The sequence below is a fragment of the Bradyrhizobium sp. SZCCHNR1002 genome (assembly GCF_032381435.1).
Classification (GTDB): Bacteria; Pseudomonadota; Alphaproteobacteria; order Rhizobiales; family Xanthobacteraceae; genus Bradyrhizobium; species Bradyrhizobium aeschynomenes.
Genome location: NZ_JAUHIS010000002.1, coordinates 532,580 through 551,476, shown reverse-complemented (window position 1 = coordinate 551,476; position 18,897 = coordinate 532,580). Strand labels below are relative to the sequence as shown.

Below are 18,897 nucleotides of genomic sequence, written 5' to 3'. Positions count from 1 at the left end.
AAGCCGGACCGCGTAGGAGATCTGAGCTCCCGCCGTCACTCCTCACCCTGCGAGCGATACCATACGAGGTGCTCGAGGATGCCCAGTGTGCGCGCCGTCGAGCTGCGGATGCTCTCCAGCATCTCCGGCATGCTGCCGGCCTGGGCGCCGTGCGTCACCTCGAGTGCTGCGAGTTGCGCATTCTCGACCGTGGATGCCGCGAGCTCCTTGTAGATCAGGCTGGCGCTCTGATCGAGCCGCAGGCTCGGCCGTCGCGCGCCGTCGATCTCCTCCTGGAAGCGTGCGCGTGCCTCCTCGGCGGTCTTGCGCTCGGTCAGGTCGGAGAAGATCAGCACGAAGCCGAGCACGCGGTCGTAAGGCGCGATCACCGGATCGGCGCGCACCATCAAGGGCCGCTGCGGCGACGTGCCGCCGGTCAGCGTCAGCTCGCCGCGCCAGCTGCGCTTGTTGCGCATGAGGTCGTCGAGATTGGCGCGGAATTCGGCCGGCGCCGTGCAATAGGCGCCGAGGTCGCGCAGATACGGGATGTGTGGATGCGAAGCGCGCAGCTGCTGCTCGAATGCTTCGTTCATGAGCAGGATGCGACCCTCGACGTCGGCGATGATGACCGGCTGCTCGGAGCGCAGCACCTGGGCGCTGATCGTGGCGAGCTGGTCCTGCGCGATCACCATGCGCACCGAGCGCAGCTGCAGCGCCACGTCGGCGACGGTCTCGCTGACCGCCCGGGCCGAGGCAAGCTCGGCCGTCGACCAGGGCTCTGACTTGCCTTCGACGAGCTGGTGCCATTGCGCAAAGGAGCGGCGCGGCGACAGATCCGATGGATCATCGCCGATGATGACGGCTTTCAGCGGATCGCCGCCCCAGGTCACGGTCCGGACCTGCTCCGGCCTGAACCACAGCAGATACTCGCCTTCGCTCGCCGACAGCGGAGCCGCGATCAGGCCGCTGGCGATCGGGCGGATGTCGGCAAAGGTCGGCTCGTCGAGGGTCAGCGACGCGGTCACCGTCAGCCCTGGTGCCATTGCGCCCGCCGCCGTGCGCCGGCGGTCGAGCCATGCGGCGAGATCGCGGATGCGCTGCGTCGACGGCACGTCGCCGGCGGTCATGACCTGGCCTTCGAACAGCAGCGCCGCGCCGCTGGCGCCCAGCGGCTGCAACAGGGATTGCGAGCCGTCGAACAGCGCAGCCTGCCAATCGCCATCCCGCGACACCGCCTCGACCAGCCGTTGCTCCAATCGACGCACGACCAGCTCGGACTGGCTCTGGGCAAAGCTCTCCAGTGCTGCGATCCGGATCGCGCAGGTCTCGGCCAACGCCTCCCCCGCGGCGCGGATGTCGAACGGCACGAAGCGCGGCTCATAATGGTGGCAGGCGATCAGTCCCCACAGCCGGCCGCTGACCATCAGCGAGCAGACCAAGGTTGCGCCGACCCCCATGTTCTGCAGATATTTCTGATGGATCGGCGACATGCTGCGCAGGCAGCTCAAGGACATGTCGAGGTCGCGGCCGTTGAGCGGCGAGATGCGCGGCTGCAGCGGCACCGGCATGTAGTTGACGTCGACCAGCAGACGCACGCGGTTGCGCTCGTACAGCCGGCGCGCGATCTGCGGAATGTCGGAGGCCGGGTAGCGGTTGCCGAGAAACGCCTCGAGATCCGGCCGCCGCCGCTCGGAGAGCACCTCGCCATGACCTTCTTCGTCGAATCGGTAGACCATCACGCGGTCGTAGCCGGTAATCTCCCGGAAGATCGTGGCCGTCTCGTCGCAAAGGCCGAGCAGGGAGGAAGCCGACGTGATGCGGTGAAAGGCGCCGTCCAGGGCCGGTGCGATGTTGGTGATCTTCGTCGCCGGCTCGAGCTCGATGATCAGGCCGCCATTCGACGGGCGATGCACCGTGCAATCGACGCGGCGCGGCGGCGAGCCGGCGGTGCAGCGCAGGGTCATCGGTGACAGGTGCAGCGGTCCGCTCAGATGCGGCAAGATCTGCAGCGCCACGTTGCCGCCGAGATCGCGCAACGGACGTCCGACCACGGAGCTGGTGTTGAGGAAGGCCGCGGCATTGGTGCTGGCCTGGATGACGATGTTGTCGGGCTCCTTGATCGCCAGCAGAACGCCATGCGGCTGGATCGAGCCTGCGAGATGAATTTGTTCACGCTCGCAATCCGCAAGAGTAGCGTGGCCGAAGGCCGGCGTTGTCAGCGGAACGGGCAACTATCTCCCCTTTTCGGTTTCCTCGTCGCTTTCTTCTAGTTGGCTCAGATTATACCGATCGAGCTTGGCGTAAAGACTTTGCCGGCTGAGGCCGAGAATTTCGGCGGCCGACGTTCGGTTCCCATTGGCGAGCTCGAGCGCGGCGCGGACGTAATGCTGCTCGACGACTTCGACCGTGCTCCTCACGAGGTCGCGCAGCGGTGTCTTGCCGACCGATTCGTTGAGGCCTGCGAGCGCCGCCCGCAGATTGTCATGCTCCGCGGCCGGGGACAACCGCCGGGCGATGTTCCGCAGCACGAGGCCGATCCGGCGCTGGCCGTCGTGGCCATGCGCTGCAGCCGAGATCTCGACCTCCGTCTCGGTTCCGAGTTCGCCCTGGATGGTGGTGGACAGCAGCCGGACGGCCCCATGGCGCTCGACGTTCGAAATCAGCACCGAAAGGTCGGCACCAGGGCGGGTCAACCAGCGGCTGAGCTTCTCGCCGATCAGGGCCTCCTTCGAGCCGATCTCGACCAGTTCCAGGAACGCCCGGTTGGCGCGTTTGATGGCGCCTGTGCCGTCGATGCTGATGACCGCATCGGGAAGATTGTCGATCAGCCCTTCGGCATCATCCGACGCCAAGCCCGGCTGCGCGGCCTTGCCGATCGGCGCCATCTGCAGAAGGAACATCGGCGCGGTCTCGCTGGTCATCAGCGATCCCCGCAGCATCCATGGCGCAGCGTCCTCGCCAAGATGGATCACGATGCCAGGCGCCTTGCCCTGATCGCGGACCCGCCTCAGCATCAGTTCCACCGGCTCGCGGTCCTTTTGCGGAATCTCCTGCAGGAACTCGCGCCCCACCAGATTGTCCCGACGCCGGCTGGACACGCCGAGCGCCGCTGCCGCGGTCCGGTTGGCTTCGACGATGCGCAGGTCCGACACCTTCGTCAGCAGCACCGCCTCGTTCGAATCCTCGATCACCAGTCGGTAGCGCGTTTCAATCTCGCGCAGCTTCCAATAGTCGCGCTCGATGGTCTGCTGCGCCGAGATCAGCCGCGCCTGCAGCTCCGCCACCGCCTGCAGGTTCTTGCCGATCGCCAGCATGCCGGCGCGGCCGCCGAGCAGGACCGTGGTGAATTCCATCGGCAACTCGAGGCCGCTGGGAAATCGCTGGGTGAGCTGGCGGAAGGCGGAAATGCCGGTCCGCTTGGTGTCCTGCATGATGCGTTCGACCTTCTCGGTCGCATCATCGACGATTTCGGACCAGAGACGGCCGAGCCATACGTCGACATTCTCCGCAGACATGTTGGGAGACAGCGTTGCCTCACGGATCACGCCGTCCATGTCGAGCAGCAATGTCACGTCGGGTCGTGGACCGTGAAACTCGGCCATGGTCTTGGCACCCGTTATCTTGGCACCCTCTTGAGACGCTCGGGGGATCGCGGCCAGTTCATTTGGCGCGCATCTTGAAGGTGTTGCGCCGCATCCCGCTAACGTATTGAGAGTCTTGAGAATGTTGTTAGTCCACGCAGCGCCTTCGGTGTCAAGGCTTATTTACGAGCATCCAACTTTCGTTGGTATTCCTGCGCCGGATGCATGTTCGAACTGCGACTTATTCGCTCACTTTTGCCTGACAGGGGCATGACAAGACAGCATGACATTGTTACCTGTAAGGTGCCAATCACATGGGCTAACGAAACGACGTACCGGGAGGTCGCATATGGTGAGATCTGGTTTGGTTGCAGCGGTCATGATTGCAATGTCGGCAGGCGCCGCATTTGCGTTGGACGGTGGGGACGCTGCCAAGGGCGAGCAGGTCTTCAAACAATGCATGACCTGCCACCGCATTGGTCCCGAGGCGAAGAATGCAGTCGGGCCGGTGCTGACGGGGGTGGTCGGCCGTGCCACCGGGACCTATCCGGGCTTTTCCTATTCCGAGCTGAACAAGCATGCCGGCGAGGCCGGGCTGGTATGGACCGACGACAACATCTTCGAATACCTCGCCGACCCCAGCGCGTTCCTCAAGAAATACCTCACCGGGAAGGGCAAGGCGGACCAAGCCACCGGCTCGACCAAGATGGTGTTCAAGCTCGCCAACGAGCAGCAACGCAAGGACGTCATCGCCTATCTGAAGACGTTCTCGGAGAAGAAGTGAGGGGAGGTGGATCGGCGCTCAGGTCTTGAGTGCCGATCACCGCAGCATACACGCACCAATGTCGTCCCGGCGAACGCCGGGACCCATACCGCGTGATGCGTGCTGGCGGAAAAGGTCTGAGTAACCGGTCTTGCCCACGACAGGCGGCGGTGGTTATGGATCCCGGCGTTCGCCGGGATGACGCCGTTGGTGTGGTCAGCCGCCGGGTACCCACGAGCCGCAAACTGAGAGCCCGCCGGCTGCTCCGGAGAGATCTATCGCCACCGCTGCTTGAGATCCGCCGCGTTGGCGACGCCGGACGCGGCGAGGCAGCCGGCCAGCCAGAACCAGGGCGCATCGGCGAGTGCGCAGCGTAACGCGAGCAGCAGGAAGACGCCGGCGAGCAGATTGGTCAGCAGCGCCCGCGGGTTGATGCCGCGGTGCGTGCGCCGCCAGATCCAGGCGATGACCGCGAACTCCAATGCGACGATCGCGAGGATCGCGTCGACGAGATGCGGGCTGCGGTAGAGCTCATCCATCGTGTGAGCTGCTAGGCCGCCTTGGCGAGCCCGGTGAGGTGGGCGATGTTCTTGAAGAAGATGCGCACATGCGACAGCGGCTTGGCGCGCACCAGCTCCTTGTTCATGTAGGCGTCCCAGGTCAATTGCTGCACGTCCTTGTCACGGCAGATCGCGACGAAGCGCTCGCGGCGGGCGTCGTTCGTGTACCAGTAGCGCTGCATCATGCCGAGGATGAAGAACACGGCACCGTGCTTGCGCATGAAGGACTTGCGGGCGGTGGCGAGCGCCGCGGCGTCACCGGTCTTCAGGAACAGGGCGACGGCATCAGCCGCGGCCCGGCCGCCCGCCATCGCATAGTAGATGCCTTCGCCGGAGGCCGGGGCCACCACGCCCGATGCATCGCCGGCGAGCACGACGTCGCGGCCATTGTCCCAGCGCGACAGCGGCTTCAACGGAATCGGCGCGCCCTCGCGGCGGACCGTTTCGAGGTCATCGAGCGCGGCCACCTTGCGGAATTCGGCGACCGAGCCGCGCAGCGAAAAGCCCTTGTGCGCGCTGCCCGTGCCGATGCTGGTGGTCGGGCCGTGCGGAAACACCCAGCTGTAGAAGTCCGGCGACAGCTGGCCGCGGTAGACGACGTCGCAGCGGGTGGCGTCGAACAGCGGATGGCCGCGGTCCGGCGAGCGGATGATCTCGTGATAGGCGAAGACGTAGCGGATCTCGCTGGCTTGAGGGATGCATTGCCGCGCGACCGCGGAGACCGCACCATCGGCGCCGATCACGGCCCGAGCTCGCACGTTGTGGTCTCGCATGCTGCCGTCGTCCATGCGCCTGCTGTAGTGAACAATGGCCGTGCCGTCGCGATCACGTGTGATCCGGCTGAACGTTCCGGTGCGCCGGATCGCGCCGCCGTCCGCGGCACGCGTCCGCAGCCATTCGTCGTAATGCTCACGGTCGACCATGCCGACGAAGCCTCCATCGATCGGCATGTCGACATCGCGGTTGCTCGGCGACACCATGCGGGCCGACGAGATCCGCGCCACCAGCAGATGGTCGGGGATCTCGAACTCGCTGATCAGCCGCGGCGGAATGGCGCCGCCGCACGGCTTGATGCGGCCGGCTCTGTCGAGCAGCAGCACCTGGTGGCCCTGGCGAGCGAGGTCATTGGCCGCGGTGGCGCCGGCGGGGCCGCCGCCGACGACCACGACATCGAACGTCTCGGAGGAGGTCGAGGTGCTCATCGCACTAGGCTCCCTGGTTGGCCGGTTGCACCTGCAGTGTCGAGGCCTGTTCCCGCGGGCGCTTGATCCAGATCGCGAGCCAGGCGGAGAGAACGAACAACGCGGCCTCCGCGGCGAACACCGCCGCATAGGCCGAGGCGGTCGACGGCATGAAAGCTCGCGCGGCGTCGGCCGCCGCGGTGCCGACGAAGCCGCCGATGCCGAACGAGATCGCCTGCGAGGCGCCCCACAGGCCCATCCGCGTGCCTTCGCGATTGTCGCGGCCTTCGCTGACCATGTTCATCATCGCGCCGATCGCGGCGATCGCGTAGACGCCGTTGGTGATGCCGAGCAGCAGCACCGAGCCGCGCAGCGGCCAGGCCGGGCCGACCGTGGCGGCGGCGACGAGGCTGAGCAGCGCCAGCGCCGAGGCGAGGCAGCCGCCGATGATCCAGGGCTGCGGCCGTGTCCGCCAGTCGGCATGCAGGCTCGCCATCGCCGGCATCAGGATCATGCCGATCAGCGCGCCCATGTGCTGGACCGAGGACAGCTGCGTGGTCTGGCCCGGTGTCATGCCGAACACGCTGCCGGCGAACGGCTCCAGGATCAGGTCCTGGGCGCTGTAGGCCAGCATCGAGACGAAGATGAAGATCGCAAAGCGCCGCGCCTGCGGCTCCCGGCAGATCTCGCGGAAATCCTCCATGAAGCCGCCGCGCTCGGCTTTCGCCGAGACGCCCTCCGAGGGAACCTCCGGCTGCTCGATGCCCCAGACGCCGAGCAGGGTCAGCACCATCGCGATCGCCGAGACCGTGCCGGACACCAGCATCAGCCGCTCACCGGAGAACGGATCGAGCGCCTTGCCGGCGACCGCGGTCGTGACGATGAAGCCGGCGATCATCATAATCCAGGCGATCGAAGCCGCGGCGCTGCGCCGCCCCGGCGCGGTGCGCTTGGCGAGCAGCACCAAGAGCGAGGTGCCGGCAGCGCCGACGCCGATGCCGATCATGATGAAGGCGATCACGGCGATGGCGAGGCCCACAACGAGATGACTCGCCATCAGCGCAGTGGCGGCTGCGGCGAGCAGGCCGCCGGCGGCGAGCACGGCCATGCCGCCGACGATCCAGGCGAAACGACGCCCTCCGACATCGGAGCCGTGGCCGAGCCAGGGCCTGAGCACCTGCATCGCGTAGTGGATTGCGACCAGCAGCCCGGGGATCATGGCGGGCAGAGCGAGCTCGATCACCATCACGCGGTTCAAGGTCGACGTGGTCAGCACCACGACCGCGCCGAGCGCGGTCTGCACCAGGCCCAGCCTGACGATGCCGAACCAGGACAGGGGGGCAGGCGCAGCGTTGCTCATGCCGACATCCCCGCCAGCGCGAAGGCTGTCACCAGCATGCCCAGCACATAGAGCAGCACGCCCGTGCCGTTGTACCAGGGCGCGAGCTCGCGCGGATTCGTCATCAAGCGTCGCATCAGCACCAGCTGGGCCGCGATCAGCGCAGCGACGATCGAGGCATGGGCCGGCCGGCTCCAGACGACCAGCAGCGCCAGCACGGCGACCTGCGCCAGCGCCATCGTGATGCAGGCAAGGCGGGCGGCGCGCTCGGGTCCGAGCAGCACCGGCAGCGAGTTGACGCCGCTGACGCGATCGCCGTTGATCGACTTGAAGTCGTTCAGGGTCATGATGCCGTGTGCGCCCGCGCTATAGAGCAGCGCGATCGACAGCACCGGCCAGGACGGCGCCTGCGCGCTCATGATCGCCGCCGCCGTGATCCAGGGCAGCCCTTCATAGCAGAGGCCGACGGCGCTGTTGCCCAGCCAGCCGTTCTGCTTCAGCCGGATCGGCGGCGCGCTGTAGGCCCAGGCCAGCGCGAGGCCGAGCGCGGCGGCGGCAAAGCCCCAGGTGCCGAGCAGGGTGGCGACGGCGAGCGACAGCACGGTCCAGATCAGCGCGATGGTGAGACCCCATCGGCCGGGAATGCGGCCCGACGGAATCGGCCGGTCCGGCTCGTTGATCGCGTCGACATGGCGGTCGAACCAGTCGTTGACCGCCTGGCTGGTGGCGCACACCATCGGCCCGGCGAGCACGAGACCCGCGACCACGACCGGCCAGCGCGGCGCCAGCGGTGCGCCCGACGACACCACGCCGCAGCCGAACGCCCAGATCGGCGGAAACCAGGTGATCGGCTTCAGCAGCTCGAGAACGGCCGAGGGCTGAAGCCTTGAAGGAAGCCTCGAACGAAGCTTTGGGGCGAGCGGGACGGGCGCGATCTCGGTCATTGCAGAACTCTTCCCACTATTCCAACTGACTGTCTTCTTCGGTCGGCTCGGCCATGCCGTAGCGCCTGAGCTTGACGTAGAGGCTTTGACGGCTGAGGCCGAGCATCTCGGCGGCGGTGGCGCGATTGTCGCCGGTGAGCTTGAGCGCGGTCTCGATGCACATGCGCTCGATCACGTCGGTGGTCTCGCGCACCAGCTCCTTGAGCGGCACGCGGCCGATCAGCTCGGCGAGCTGCTCGCGCGAGCGCGGAATCAGCGCGTGATCGCTGCCATCGCCCGAGATGCGCGGGCCGACGTTGCGGATGGTGAAGCCGAGCCGCGCCTGGCCGGGGGCGCCGACGGTCGTGGCCGAGATCTCGACATCGACCGGCGAGCCGTGCTCGCCGCGGACGACGCTGGAGAACAGCTTCAAGGTGCCATGCTGGCGCAGATTGGTCAGCATCACCGAGAAGTCGATCGCCGACTTGCCGATCCAGCGGTCGATGGTCTCGCCGAGGATCTGATGCATGTTCTCGATCTGGGCGAGCTGCAGGAAGGTCGCGTTGGCGTGCAGCAGCCGGCCGTCCATGTCGGTGATGACGAAACCGTCGGGCGCCGATTCGACGAACTGAACCAGCTGGGTGTTGACATCGGAGGATTTCGCGATCGCGGGCTGCGAGGAGGACTGCGGCGAGAACCGCAGCAGGAACAGCGACGAGGTGTCCTGCCGGAAGAAGGTGCCGTCGAGCAGATAGTCGCGGCCGCCGTCGAGCCTGATCTTGGTGCGTTCGATCTTGCCTTGGGAGCGAATCGCCAGCGACAGCGATTGCGACGTCGACAGGTCGTCCAGCAGCAGCGCGTCCGGAAACAGCTTGCCGATCAGATTGGTGGCGCCGTGGTCGAGCAGATCGGCAGCAGCCGGATTGGCCTCGACGATGCGGTGGCTCACGGCGTCGATGATCAGCACCGGTTCGGAGGTGATCTGGAACAGGATCCGGTAGCGCGATTCGGCGTTGCGCATGCGCGAATAATCGCGCTCGATCGTGACCTGGGCCTCGATCAGCTTCTGCTGGAGCGCCGCCGTGGCGCGGACGTCGCGGCCGACCGCGATGAAGCGCGCCGCACCCTTGATCGCGACCACCGCGAACAGAATCGGGATGTCGGGCCCCCGCGCGGCCGGATAGCGCACCTCGCGCCAGCGCGACACCTTGCGCTCGGATGCTTCGGCAAGCAGCAGCTCTGGCTTGGTCTGGCTTTCCTCGGACACTGTTGCTTGCCAGGATCGGCCGATCCACTCGTCTGTGTTTCTCAATTCAAGCGGCAGTCCGGCTTGTTGAAAAGCCAGGTCCTGAATGTTGCCGTCGGCGTCGAGCGCGAGCGCAATGTCGGAGGCTGCGGCCACCAGCATGGCCGCAACATCCGCATTGAGATCGCCAAGCGACTCTTTCGGAGCTCTGAACGCCCTCACCAACGCCGTTGTCCTCCCAATCAAGGAGCCTTCGCGCGGCAAGTCTCGTTCCAGCATTCATCTTCACTGCACCCTCAGCTATCGCCGTTCGGTCAGAAGACTGACGACGTGCCGGGCTTGCGAAGCCTCTCTGCTCGGATCGGAGACGACACCGTCGCCGCCGACCAGAAGAACGAGTTCAGGCCGTTCAATAAACGCAGGACCGCAGACCAGCACGCCGATGTCCTGGTTGGAGGACTCGCGCCGGACCATCCTTATGTTTGAGGCGAGATCGTCAAGCTTCTTGTCGCTGTTGGCGAAGAACTCGACGACGTTGAACCATTGGGTGCGCAGCGCATCGACGAAACCGCGATCCGCAGTGTCGGGCTCGATCCAGGTCTCGAAGCCGTCGCGGCGGAAGAACTCGCCTGCCAGCACGAGTCCGAACATCATGTGGCCCATCTCGCGCCGATCACCCGGTGCGGTGGTCAAGAGCACGCGCAGGCCGCTCGGTGCAACCGCGACCTCGGCGCAGAATGCCGGGCTGAAATGGCGCAGCAGCTGCTGGAGCCGCCACAGCGCGAGCGTGACATCGGCAAAGTCGCGCTCGTCGTCGGCCCAGAGATGGCGCAGATGGTTTGCGGTCGGCACCAGCAGATCGAGATAGATCCGCTCCAGCGTCTCGCCGTGATCGCGATGCGCCTGGATGCAGGCCACGGCGCGATCATCGTCCGCCTCCAGCACCAGCTCGGCGAAGTCGGCAGCTTCCTGCGCCGAGGCCGTGATGATCGCGGGCATGCGTTCGAGGGTGGAGGCATGCGCCATCACCAGTCGCGGAATGATCTCGGCCTCGATCGCGCCGTTGAGCTGGGGATGGCGGGTGCTGTGCAAGGGCACGTTGACGCGTGGCGATGCCGGCGGATGAAAGCCGGACCGTCCACGCTTCGTCCGAAAGCGTGCTCGCGGAAATCGGGCTGTCTCATTGAGCTCGGTCATCAGCGCCTCCCCTCCATATGAGCGCACGTCGCTCGCTGCGTCAATATTATTTGACGTCAATTTTGATTGACACTCTTCCTGCCCGGGTCTAGCGTTTCCCCATCGGGCTCGCACTCGGGGATTTGCGATGCGCCACCGGCGAACTCTACAACGTAGCGTTGACCAAACCAAGTGCGGTGCACCACAAATCCCCCTGTGGTTGTCGTCATCGCATCACTGGGCACCGATGTTGTCAAATCATCTTTACACATCGTGTGATGCGCAGTTCACATCCGCTACTGATCCGTCGCTGTGGAGCCTGCTCTGCTTCACCCCCGAAAAGGCGCCGCGTGCAAAGCGGCAAGCGCTTTACACGCCTGAGGAAAAGCGCAGGCGCGACGCCACGCCGTGGACGCTGGTGCAGGGCATCCTGGCGCCGCTGCAATTTCTCGTCTTCCTGATCAGCCTCGGCCTCGTGGCGCGCTATCTCGCGACGGGCGAGGGCCTCTGGCTCGCCACCGCCTCGGTCGTGCTGAAGACGGCGCTGCTCTACACCATCATGATCACCGGCTCGATCTGGGAACGGGTCGTGTTCGGACGTTATTTGTTCGCCGCGGCCTTCTTCTGGGAGGACGTGTTCTCGATGCTGGTGATCGCGCTGCATACGGCTTATCTGGCCGCGATCGTCGGCCACATCGGCAGCGCTCAGCAGCAGATGCTGCTCGTGCTCGCCGCCTACACCGCCTACGCGATCAACGCCGCGCAATTCCTGCTGAAGCTGCGCGCGGCGCGGCTGCAGGACGAGGCGATGGCCGCAGCTACGACGGAGCGCGCGTCATGAGCCTGTCCGCGCAAGCCTGTGCCGTGACATCAGCCGCTTCGCCGGACGGCGTGCTGCGCGAGCGCGGGCAGCGCGAGGTGTTCTGTGGCCTCACCGGCATAGTCTGGCTGCACAGGAAAATTCAGGACGCGTTCTTCCTCGTAGTCGGCTCGCGCACCTGCGCGCATCTGATTCAGTCGGCCGCCGGCGTGATGATCTTCGCCGAGCCGCGTTTCGCCACCGCGATCATGGAAGAGCGCGATCTTGCCGGCCTGGTCGACGCCAATGACGAGCTCGACCGCATCGTCGCGCAGCTGCTCGCGCGTCGGCCGGACATCAAGCTCTTGTTCCTGGTCGGCTCGTGCCCGTCTGAGGTGATCAAGCTCGATCTGTCGCGCGCCGCGCTGCGGCTGTCGCAGCGCTTCTCGCCCGGCGTCCGCGTGCTTAACTACTCCGGCAGCGGCATCGAGACGACGTTCACGCAAGGCGAAGATGCCTGCCTCGCGTCGCTGGTGCCGGTGTTGCCGCAGGCCGATCGGACCGCGCCGCCGTCGCTGCTCGTGGTTGGCGCCCTCGCTGATGTCGTCGAGGATCAGTTCAAGCGGACCTTCGCAGCGCTCGGCGTCGACAATGTCGCCTTCCTGCCGCCACGGCGCTCGTCGGAGTTGCCGGCGATCGGGCCGGAGACGCGCGTGCTGCTGGCGCAGCCGTTCCTGGGTGACACCGCGCGCGCATTGGAAGAGCGCGGCTGCCGCAGGATCGCAGCGCCTTTCCCGTTGGGCGGGGAAGGCACCGCGCTGTGGCTCGCCGCCGCCGCCGAAGCGTTCGGCGTGTCGCGTGCTCACGTCGAGCGCACCCTGGCGCCGTTGAAGGCGCGGGCCGAAAAGGCGCTGGCGCGTTACCGTGCGCAGCTCGCCGGCAAGCGCGTCTTCCTGTTTCCGGATTCGCAGATCGAGATTCCCCTGGCGCGTTTTCTGTCGCGCGAGATCGGCATGGAGCTGGTCGAAGTCGGTACGCCCTATCTGCACCGCGATCATCTCGTCGCCGAGCTTGCGATGCTGCCCGCCGGCACGCAGCTCAGCGAAGGCCAGGACGTCGAGCGCCAGCTCGATCGCTGCCGTCAAGCGCGGCCCGATCTCGTCGTCTGCGGTCTCGGCCTCGCCAATCCGCTGGAGGCCGAGGGCCTCACCACCAAATGGTCGATCGAGCTGATCTTCACGCCCATCCAGGGCTTCGAGCAGGCCGGCGATCTCGCCGAGCTGTTCGCGCGGCCCTTGCTGCGGCAAACGCGACTGGCGGTGTGAGATGCAGCTCTCGGTCTGGACATATGAAGGCCCCCCACACATCGGCGCGATGCGCATCGCGGCCGCCATGCGCGACGTGCACTACGTGCTGCACGCCCCTCAGGGCGACACCTACGCCGATCTGCTGTTCACGATGATCGAGCGCCGCGACCGAAGGCCGCCGGTCACCTACACCACCTTCCAGGCGCGCGATCTCGGCGGCGACACTGCCGATCTGCTACAGAGCGCGGCGCGCGCGGCCTACGAGCGCTTCCAGCCGCAGGCGATGCTGGTCGGCGCGTCCTGCACCGCCGAGTTGATCCAGGACGATCCCGGCGGGCTGGCGCTGGCCTTGAGGCTTCCGATTCCGGTGATCCCGCTCGAGCTGCCGGCCTATCAGCGCAAGGAGAATTGGGGCGCCTCGGAAACGTTCTACCGGATTGTACGGGCGTTGGCTGCGTCTTCCGCTGATGGCTCCCCCCGCCGTGAGAAGGAGACAGGCGCTCGTCCAGTCTGCAACCTGCTTGGTCCGACGGCGCTCGGCTTCCGTCACCGCGACGACCTCGCGGAAGTGACCAGGCAGGTTGTGGAGCTCGGCATCGAGATCAATGTGGTGGCGCCGTGGAACGCGACGCCGGCTGATCTCGCCCGCCTGCCGGAGGCCGATTTCAACATCGTGCTGTATCCGGAGATCGCGCTGACGGCGGCACAATGGCTGAATCGACAGTTCGGCCAGCCCTATACGAAGACGATCCCGATCGGCGTCGGCGCGACGCGCGACTTCATCAAGGAGGTCGCAGGCCTTGCCGGCGTCGATGCGGAGCCCGTTCTGTCACGCGCCGAGAGCCGGCTGCCCTGGTATTCGCGCTCGGTCGACTCGACCTATCTCACCGGCAAGCGCGTCTTCATCTTCGGCGATGCCACTCATGCCGTCGCGGCCGCGCGCGTCGCGACGCAGGAGCTTGGGTTCGAGGTCGTCGGCCTTGGCACCTATGCCCGCGAATTCGCCCGCGAGATCCGCGAGGCCGCCGCGCTCTACGGCGTCGAGCCACTGATCACGGATGACTACCTGGAAGTCGAGGCCCGCGTCAGCGAACTCCGTCCTGAGCTCGTGCTCGGCACGCAGATGGAGCGCCACATCGCCAAGCGCCTCGGCATTCCCTGCGCCGTGATCTCGGCGCCGACCCATGTGCAGGATTTCCCGGCGCGCTACTCGCCGCAGATGGGGTTCGAAGGCGCCAACGTGTTGTTCGACACCTGGGTGCATCCGCTGATGATGGGCCTGGAGGAGCATCTGCTCGGCATGTTCCGCGAGGATCACGAGTTCGCCGATCACGCACCGTCACATCTTGGCGCAGCTCCGGCCGCGCCGCCGCAGCAGCCGCAGCTCCGCGTCGTCGAAACCAGTGTCACCACCGAGCTCGCCTGGGCCTCCGACGCTGAGCGCGAGCTGACCAAGATTCCGTTCTTCGTGCGCGGCAAGGCACGCCGCAACACCGAACGCTTCGCGCGCGAGCGCAACGTCAACCTGATCACGCTCGAGACCTTGTACGATGCCAAAGCGCATTTCGGTCGCTGACGTCACACCCATCCGGGTGGTGATCGTGACGATGGACAGCCATCTCGCCTCGGCAGCCGTGCGCGCGCGCACGACCCTGCAGGCGGAGCTGCCCGGGCTCGATCTCAAGGTGCACGCGGCCGACGAGTGGGGCTGCAATCCGGACGCGCTGGCGCATTGCCTCGCCGACATCGCGACCGGCGACATCGTCGTCGCCACCATGCTGTTCATGGAAGACCACATCCAGCCGGTGCTCCCGGCGCTGCAGGCCCGCCGCGATCATTGCGACGCGATGATCGGCTGCCTGTCGGCCGGCGAGGTCGTGCGGCTGACGCGCCTCGGCAAGCTCACGATGTCGGGCTCCGCAACCGGCGTGCTCGGCCTGTTGAAGCGGCTGCGCGGCAGCAATCGCTCCGGCAATTCCAGCGGCCAGGGCCAGATGAAGATGCTGCAGCGGATGCCGCGCCTGCTGCGCTACATCCCCGGTACCGCGCAGGACCTGCGCGCCTATTTCCTGACGCTGCAATACTGGCTCGCCGGCTCCGAGCAGAATTTTGCGAACATGGTGCGCTTCCTGGTCGGCCGCTACGCCGATGGCCCGCGCGCCGCGCTGCGCGGCAAGCTCACTGCCGCCGAGCCGGTGACCTATCCGGATGTCGGGCTTTATCATCCGCGGCTGCCGCAACGGATCGTCGAACGCGCCGATCAGCTGCCGGTCCTGGCGAAGCCGGTCGGCCGCGTCGGCGTCATTCTGATGCGCTCCTATCTGCTCGCCGCCAACACCGCGCATTATGATGGCGTGATCGCGGCGCTGGAGGCGCGCGGGCTCGCGGTCGTTCCGGTGTTCGCCTGCGGACTGGACTCGCGCCCGGCGATCGAGCGCTATTTCCAGAAGGACGGCGTCTCGACCGTCGATGCGGTTGTTTCGCTCACCGGCTTCTCGCTCGTCGGCGGCCCCGCTTACAATGACGCGCGCGCCGCCGAGGAGGTCATGGCTGGCCTTGATGTGCCCTTGATCGCGGCGCATCCGCTGGAATTTCAGACCGTCGAGCAGTGGCATGACGATGCGCGCGGCCTCACGCCGGTCGAAGCGACGATGATGGTCGCCATCCCCGAGCTCGACGGCGCCGTCGGCCCGACCGTGTTCGGCGGCCGCTCGGCGATGGCCGACGCGGGGCGCGACATGGCGAGCCTGCCGGAACGGGCTGCACAGCTCGCATCGCGCGTCGCCCGACTCGTCGAGCTGCGCCGCTCCGCACGGGCTGAGCGCAAGATCGCGGCCGTGCTGTTCAACTTCCCGCCGAACGGCGGCAGCGCCGGCACCGCAGCCTATCTCTCGGTGTTCGAGTCGCTGCACAACGTCATGACCTCGCTGCGTGCGGCGGGCTACACGATCGACGTCCCAGCCACGGTCGATGAGCTGCGCGCCCGCGTGCTCAAGGGCAATGCCGAGCGCTTCGGCACCGCAGCCAATGTCGCTGTCCGCATTCCCGTCGACCAGCATGTCCGCCGCGAGCGGCATCTGGCCGAGATCGAGAAGCAATGGGGACCGGCGCCCGGCCGTCACCAGACCGACGGGTCCAGCCTGATGGTGCTGGGCGAGCAGTTCGGCAATTTGTTCGTCGGCCTGCAGCCCGCCTTCGGCTACGAGGGCGACCCGATGCGGCTGCTGTTCGAGCACAGCTTCGCGCCGACCCATGCCTTCGCCGCGTTCTATCGCTGGCTGCGCGAGGAGTATCGCGCCCATGCCGTGCTGCATTTCGGCACCCACGGCGCGCTCGAATTCATGCCGGGCAAGCAGGCCGGTCTCTCGGCCGAGTGCTGGCCGGAGCGGCTGATCGGCGATCTCCCGAACTTCTACATCTATGCCTCCAATAATCCCTCTGAGGGCGCGCTCGCCAAGCGCCGCGGCGGCGCTACCTTGATCAGCTATCTCACGCCGTCGATCACGAGTGCCGGTCTCTACAAGGGCCTCGCCGAGCTGAAATCGTCGCTCGATGCCTGGCGTAGTCTGTCGCCGGACGCGACGGAGCAGGTGAGGGACGACAGCGCGGCGCTGATCCAGGCGCAGGCGGCAGCGGTCGATCTCGCCGTGGCCGAGCCGCTCTGGGGCGATGAGCGCGACACGCGGATCACAACGCTCTCGGCCAGCGTGTTGGAGCTGGAGTATTCGCTGATCCCGCACGGCCTGCATGTGGTCGGCGCCCCGCCGCCGCAAGAGCAGCGCGCCGAGCTGCTCGACCTCGCAGGGATCACCGACGCCGCCAAGCGCACTGAGCTCGACAGACTGCTAGCGACCGACAGCGAGACGCCGGCGATCCTGCATGCGCTGGACGGCGGCTACATCCGCCCCGTCCCCGGCGGCGACCTGCTGCGCAACACCGACGTGCTGCCCACGGGCCGCAACCTCCATGGCTTCGATCCGTTCCGTATTCCCAGCGCCTTCGCGCTCAAGGATGCCGAGCGCCAGGTCGCCCGGCTGCTCGCCCGCCATGCCGACGAGGGCCACAAGCTGCCGGAGACGATCGCGCTGGTGCTGTGGGGCACCGACAATCTCAAGACCGAGGGCGGTCCGATCGCGCAGGCGCTGTGGCTGATGGGCGCCGCGCCGCGCCATGACAGCTATGGCCGGCTCTGCGGCGCCAAGCTGATCCCGCTGGAGCAGTTGGGACGCCCGCGCATCGACGTCGTGATCACGCTGTCCGGCATCTTCCGCGATCTGATGCCATTGCAGACCAAGCTGCTCGCCGAAGCCGCGCTACTCGTCGCGTCGGCGGATGAGTCCGCGGAATTCAACTATGTGCGCAAGCACGCGCTGGCCTTCCAGGCCGCGCATGGCGGTGAGATCGCCGATGCCGCGCTCCGCGTGTTCGGCAATGCCGAGGGCGCCTATGGCGCCAACGTCAACCATCTGATCGATTGCGGCGCCTGGACCGACGAGGACGAGCTCGCCGACGTCTATACCCGCCGTAAGGGCTTCGCCTATGGCACCGACGGCCGGCCCGTCCGCCGCGACGCGCTGCTCGGCCATGTGCTCGCCGGCGTCGACGCCGCCTATCAGAACGTCGACTCCGTCGAGCTCGGCGTCACCACGATCGATCATTATTTCGATACGCTCGGCGGCATCAGCCGCGCGGTGAAGCGCGCCAAGGGCGAGGCGGCACCGGTCTACATCGGCGACCAGACCCGGGGCGAGGGCACCGTGCGGACGCTGTCGGAGCAGGTCGCGCTGGAGACCCGCACCCGCACGCTCAATCCGAAATGGTACGAGGCGCTGCTCGCCCATGGCTACGAGGGCGTCCGCCAGATCGAGTCGCATGTGACCAACACGGTTGGCTGGTCGGCGACCACGGGGCAGGTAGCTCCCTGGGTCTATCAGCAGATCACCACGACCTTCGTGCTCGACCCCGCGATGCGCGAGCGGCTCGCCTCGCTCAATCCGGCGGCGTCCGCGAAGATCGCCAACCGTCTGATCGAAGCGCATGAGCGCAATTACTGGACCCCGGATGCCGAGATGCTCGATGTCCTGCGCAAGGCCGGGGAAGAACTCGAAGATCGCCTCGAAGGCGTGGGAGTTGCCGCATGAATGTGACCTTGAGACCGCCGCTGACGACGGCCCCGCGCCGCCCTGACGGGGCCGGTAGCGTTCAGGTGCAGCTCGATCCGAACGTGGTGATCGGCACTGCAAAAGTGTTCTCGGTCTATGGCAAGGGCGGCATCGGCAAGAGCACGACCTCGTCGAACCTCTCGGTCGCGCTGTCGAAGCTCGGCAAGCGCGTGCTGCAGATCGGCTGCGATCCCAAGCATGACTCGACCTTCACGCTGACCAAGCGGCTGGTGCCGACCGTCATCGACATCCTCGAGCAGGTGAACTTCCACTCCGAGGAGCTGCGCCCCGACGACTTCGTCTACCAGGGCTACAATGGCGTGATGTGCGTCGAGGCCGGCGGGCCGCCGGCCGGCACCGGCTGCGGCGGCTACGTCGTCGGCCAGACCGTGAAGCTGCTGAAGGAGCATCATCTTCTCGAGGACACTGACGTGGTGATCTTCGACGTGCTCGGCGACGTCGTCTGCGGCGGCTTTGCGTCGCCGCTGCAGCACGCCGATCGCGCGCTGATCGTCGCTGCCAACGACTTCGACTCGATCTTCGCCATGAACCGCATCGTCGCGGCGATCCAGGCGAAGTCGCGGAACTATCCGGTGCGGCTCGGTGGCGTGATCGCCAATCGCAGCGCGGCGACTGATCAGATCGACAAGTTCAACGAGCGCATCGGCATGAAGACGCTGGCGCACTTCCCGGATCTCGACGTCATCCGCAAGAGCCGGCTGAAGAAGTGCACCTTGTTCGAGATGGAGCCGTCGCCCGATGTCGAGCGCGCCCAGAACGAATATCTGCGCCTGGCCGCCTCGCTCCTCGCCGGCGTCGAGCCGATCCATGCGGTGCCGCTCAAGGACCGCGATATTTTTGATCTCCTTGGCTTCGATTGA

Annotated in this window: 14 protein-coding genes; 6 read left to right on the top strand and 8 right to left on the bottom strand. The window is 66.6% G+C overall.

Annotated elements, in window-relative coordinates:
* Positions 1 to 35: 35 nt before the first annotated feature.
* The gene (locus tag QX108_RS14950; RefSeq protein WP_315725286.1) at positions 36 to 2,210 is read right to left on the bottom strand and encodes a GAF domain-containing protein; all 2,175 of its coding nucleotides are present in this window, start codon (positions 2,208 to 2,210) and stop codon (positions 36 to 38) included.
* Entirely contained in the window at positions 2,211 to 3,581 is a 1,371-nt protein-coding gene (gene ppsR / locus QX108_RS14945; RefSeq protein ID WP_315725288.1) for a transcriptional regulator PpsR, read from the bottom strand.
* A 328-nt stretch (positions 3,582 to 3,909) separates the two neighbouring features.
* Between ppsR (QX108_RS14945) and QX108_RS14940 the strand changes: the two genes are divergently transcribed.
* Complete coding sequence (locus QX108_RS14940; RefSeq protein ID WP_315725290.1) at positions 3,910 to 4,344, top strand: c-type cytochrome; 435 nt, start codon at positions 3,910 to 3,912, stop codon at positions 4,342 to 4,344.
* 254 nt (positions 4,345 to 4,598) lie between these two features.
* Here the strand turns inward: QX108_RS14940 and QX108_RS14935 are convergent, their stop codons facing one another.
* The 6 genes from QX108_RS14935 to QX108_RS14910 all read right to left on the bottom strand — a co-directional run bounded on the left by QX108_RS14935 (position 4,599) and on the right by QX108_RS14910 (position 10,769).
* Complete coding sequence (locus tag QX108_RS14935; RefSeq protein ID WP_315799541.1) at positions 4,599 to 4,862, bottom strand: hypothetical protein; 264 nt, start codon at positions 4,860 to 4,862, stop codon at positions 4,599 to 4,601.
* Between the two features lie 11 nt (positions 4,863 to 4,873).
* Entirely contained in the window at positions 4,874 to 6,085 is a 1,212-nt protein-coding gene (locus QX108_RS14930; RefSeq protein WP_315799540.1) for a geranylgeranyl diphosphate reductase, read from the bottom strand.
* Between the two features lie 4 nt (positions 6,086 to 6,089).
* Positions 6,090 to 7,424, bottom strand: coding sequence for a BCD family MFS transporter (locus QX108_RS14925; RefSeq protein WP_315799539.1), 1,335 nt, complete (start codon positions 7,422 to 7,424; stop codon positions 6,090 to 6,092).
* The gene (chlG, locus tag QX108_RS14920) at positions 7,421 to 8,347 is read right to left on the bottom strand and encodes a chlorophyll synthase ChlG (RefSeq protein WP_315725297.1); all 927 of its coding nucleotides are present in this window, start codon (positions 8,345 to 8,347) and stop codon (positions 7,421 to 7,423) included. The genes QX108_RS14925 and chlG overlap by 4 nt, the downstream gene beginning before the upstream one ends.
* 16 nt (positions 8,348 to 8,363) lie before the next feature.
* Positions 8,364 to 9,734 carry a transcriptional regulator PpsR gene (gene ppsR, locus QX108_RS14915; protein WP_315725299.1) on the bottom strand — a complete coding sequence of 457 codons (1,371 nt, stop codon included), beginning with the start codon at positions 9,732 to 9,734 and terminating at the stop codon, positions 8,364 to 8,366.
* 138 nt (positions 9,735 to 9,872) lie between these two features.
* A complete protein-coding gene (locus QX108_RS14910) occupies positions 9,873 to 10,769 on the bottom strand; it encodes a B12-binding domain-containing protein (RefSeq protein WP_315725301.1) in 897 nt (298 codons plus the stop codon).
* A 229-nt stretch (positions 10,770 to 10,998) separates the two neighbouring features.
* Between QX108_RS14910 and bchF the strand changes: the two genes are divergently transcribed.
* From bchF to bchL, 5 genes are read left to right on the top strand one after another with little or no spacing between them, the layout of a single operon-like run.
* A complete protein-coding gene (bchF, locus tag QX108_RS14905; RefSeq protein ID WP_315799538.1) occupies positions 10,999 to 11,589 on the top strand; it encodes a 2-vinyl bacteriochlorophyllide hydratase in 591 nt (196 codons plus the stop codon).
* Entirely contained in the window at positions 11,586 to 12,872 is a 1,287-nt protein-coding gene (locus tag QX108_RS14900; RefSeq protein WP_315799537.1) for a ferredoxin:protochlorophyllide reductase (ATP-dependent) subunit N, read from the top strand. The genes bchF and QX108_RS14900 overlap by 4 nt, the downstream gene beginning before the upstream one ends.
* A 1-nt stretch (position 12,873) precedes the next feature.
* Positions 12,874 to 14,430, top strand: coding sequence for a ferredoxin:protochlorophyllide reductase (ATP-dependent) subunit B (bchB, locus tag QX108_RS14895; protein WP_315799536.1), 1,557 nt, complete (start codon positions 12,874 to 12,876; stop codon positions 14,428 to 14,430).
* Positions 14,405 to 17,995 (top strand): magnesium chelatase subunit H, encoded by a 3,591-nt coding sequence (locus tag QX108_RS14890; protein WP_315799535.1) that lies wholly within the window; start codon positions 14,405 to 14,407, stop codon positions 17,993 to 17,995. Before bchB ends, QX108_RS14890 begins: the two co-directional genes overlap by 26 nt.
* Positions 17,992 to 18,897 (top strand): ferredoxin:protochlorophyllide reductase (ATP-dependent) iron-sulfur ATP-binding protein, encoded by a 906-nt coding sequence (gene bchL / locus QX108_RS14885; RefSeq protein ID WP_315799534.1) that lies wholly within the window; start codon positions 17,992 to 17,994, stop codon positions 18,895 to 18,897. The genes QX108_RS14890 and bchL overlap by 4 nt, the downstream gene beginning before the upstream one ends.

Bases quoted from the DNA above. Each gene is read 5' to 3' on its own strand.
- ppsR (WP_315725299.1), bottom strand. From the start codon at position 9,734: ATGCTGGTGGCCGCAGCCTCCGACATTGCGCTCGCGCTCGACGCCGAC.
- QX108_RS14925 (WP_315799539.1), bottom strand. From the start codon at position 7,424: ATGAGCAACGCTGCGCCTGCCCCCCTGTCCTGGTTCGGCATCGTCAGG.
- ppsR (WP_315725288.1), bottom strand. From the start codon at position 3,581: ATGGCCGAGTTTCACGGTCCACGACCCGACGTGACATTGCTGCTCGAC.
- QX108_RS14910 (WP_315725301.1), bottom strand. From the start codon at position 10,769: ATGACCGAGCTCAATGAGACAGCCCGATTTCCGCGAGCACGCTTTCGG.
- bchB (WP_315799536.1), top strand. From the start codon at position 12,874: ATGCAGCTCTCGGTCTGGACATATGAAGGCCCCCCACACATCGGCGCG.
- QX108_RS14930 (WP_315799540.1), bottom strand. From the start codon at position 6,085: ATGAGCACCTCGACCTCCTCCGAGACGTTCGATGTCGTGGTCGTCGGC.
- QX108_RS14890 (WP_315799535.1), top strand. From the start codon at position 14,405: ATGCCAAAGCGCATTTCGGTCGCTGACGTCACACCCATCCGGGTGGTG.
- QX108_RS14900 (WP_315799537.1), top strand. From the start codon at position 11,586: ATGAGCCTGTCCGCGCAAGCCTGTGCCGTGACATCAGCCGCTTCGCCG.
- QX108_RS14935 (WP_315799541.1), bottom strand. From the start codon at position 4,862: ATGGATGAGCTCTACCGCAGCCCGCATCTCGTCGACGCGATCCTCGCG.
- bchL (WP_315799534.1), top strand. From the start codon at position 17,992: ATGAATGTGACCTTGAGACCGCCGCTGACGACGGCCCCGCGCCGCCCT.
- QX108_RS14940 (WP_315725290.1), top strand. From the start codon at position 3,910: ATGGTGAGATCTGGTTTGGTTGCAGCGGTCATGATTGCAATGTCGGCA.
- chlG (WP_315725297.1), bottom strand. From the start codon at position 8,347: ATGACCGAGATCGCGCCCGTCCCGCTCGCCCCAAAGCTTCGTTCGAGG.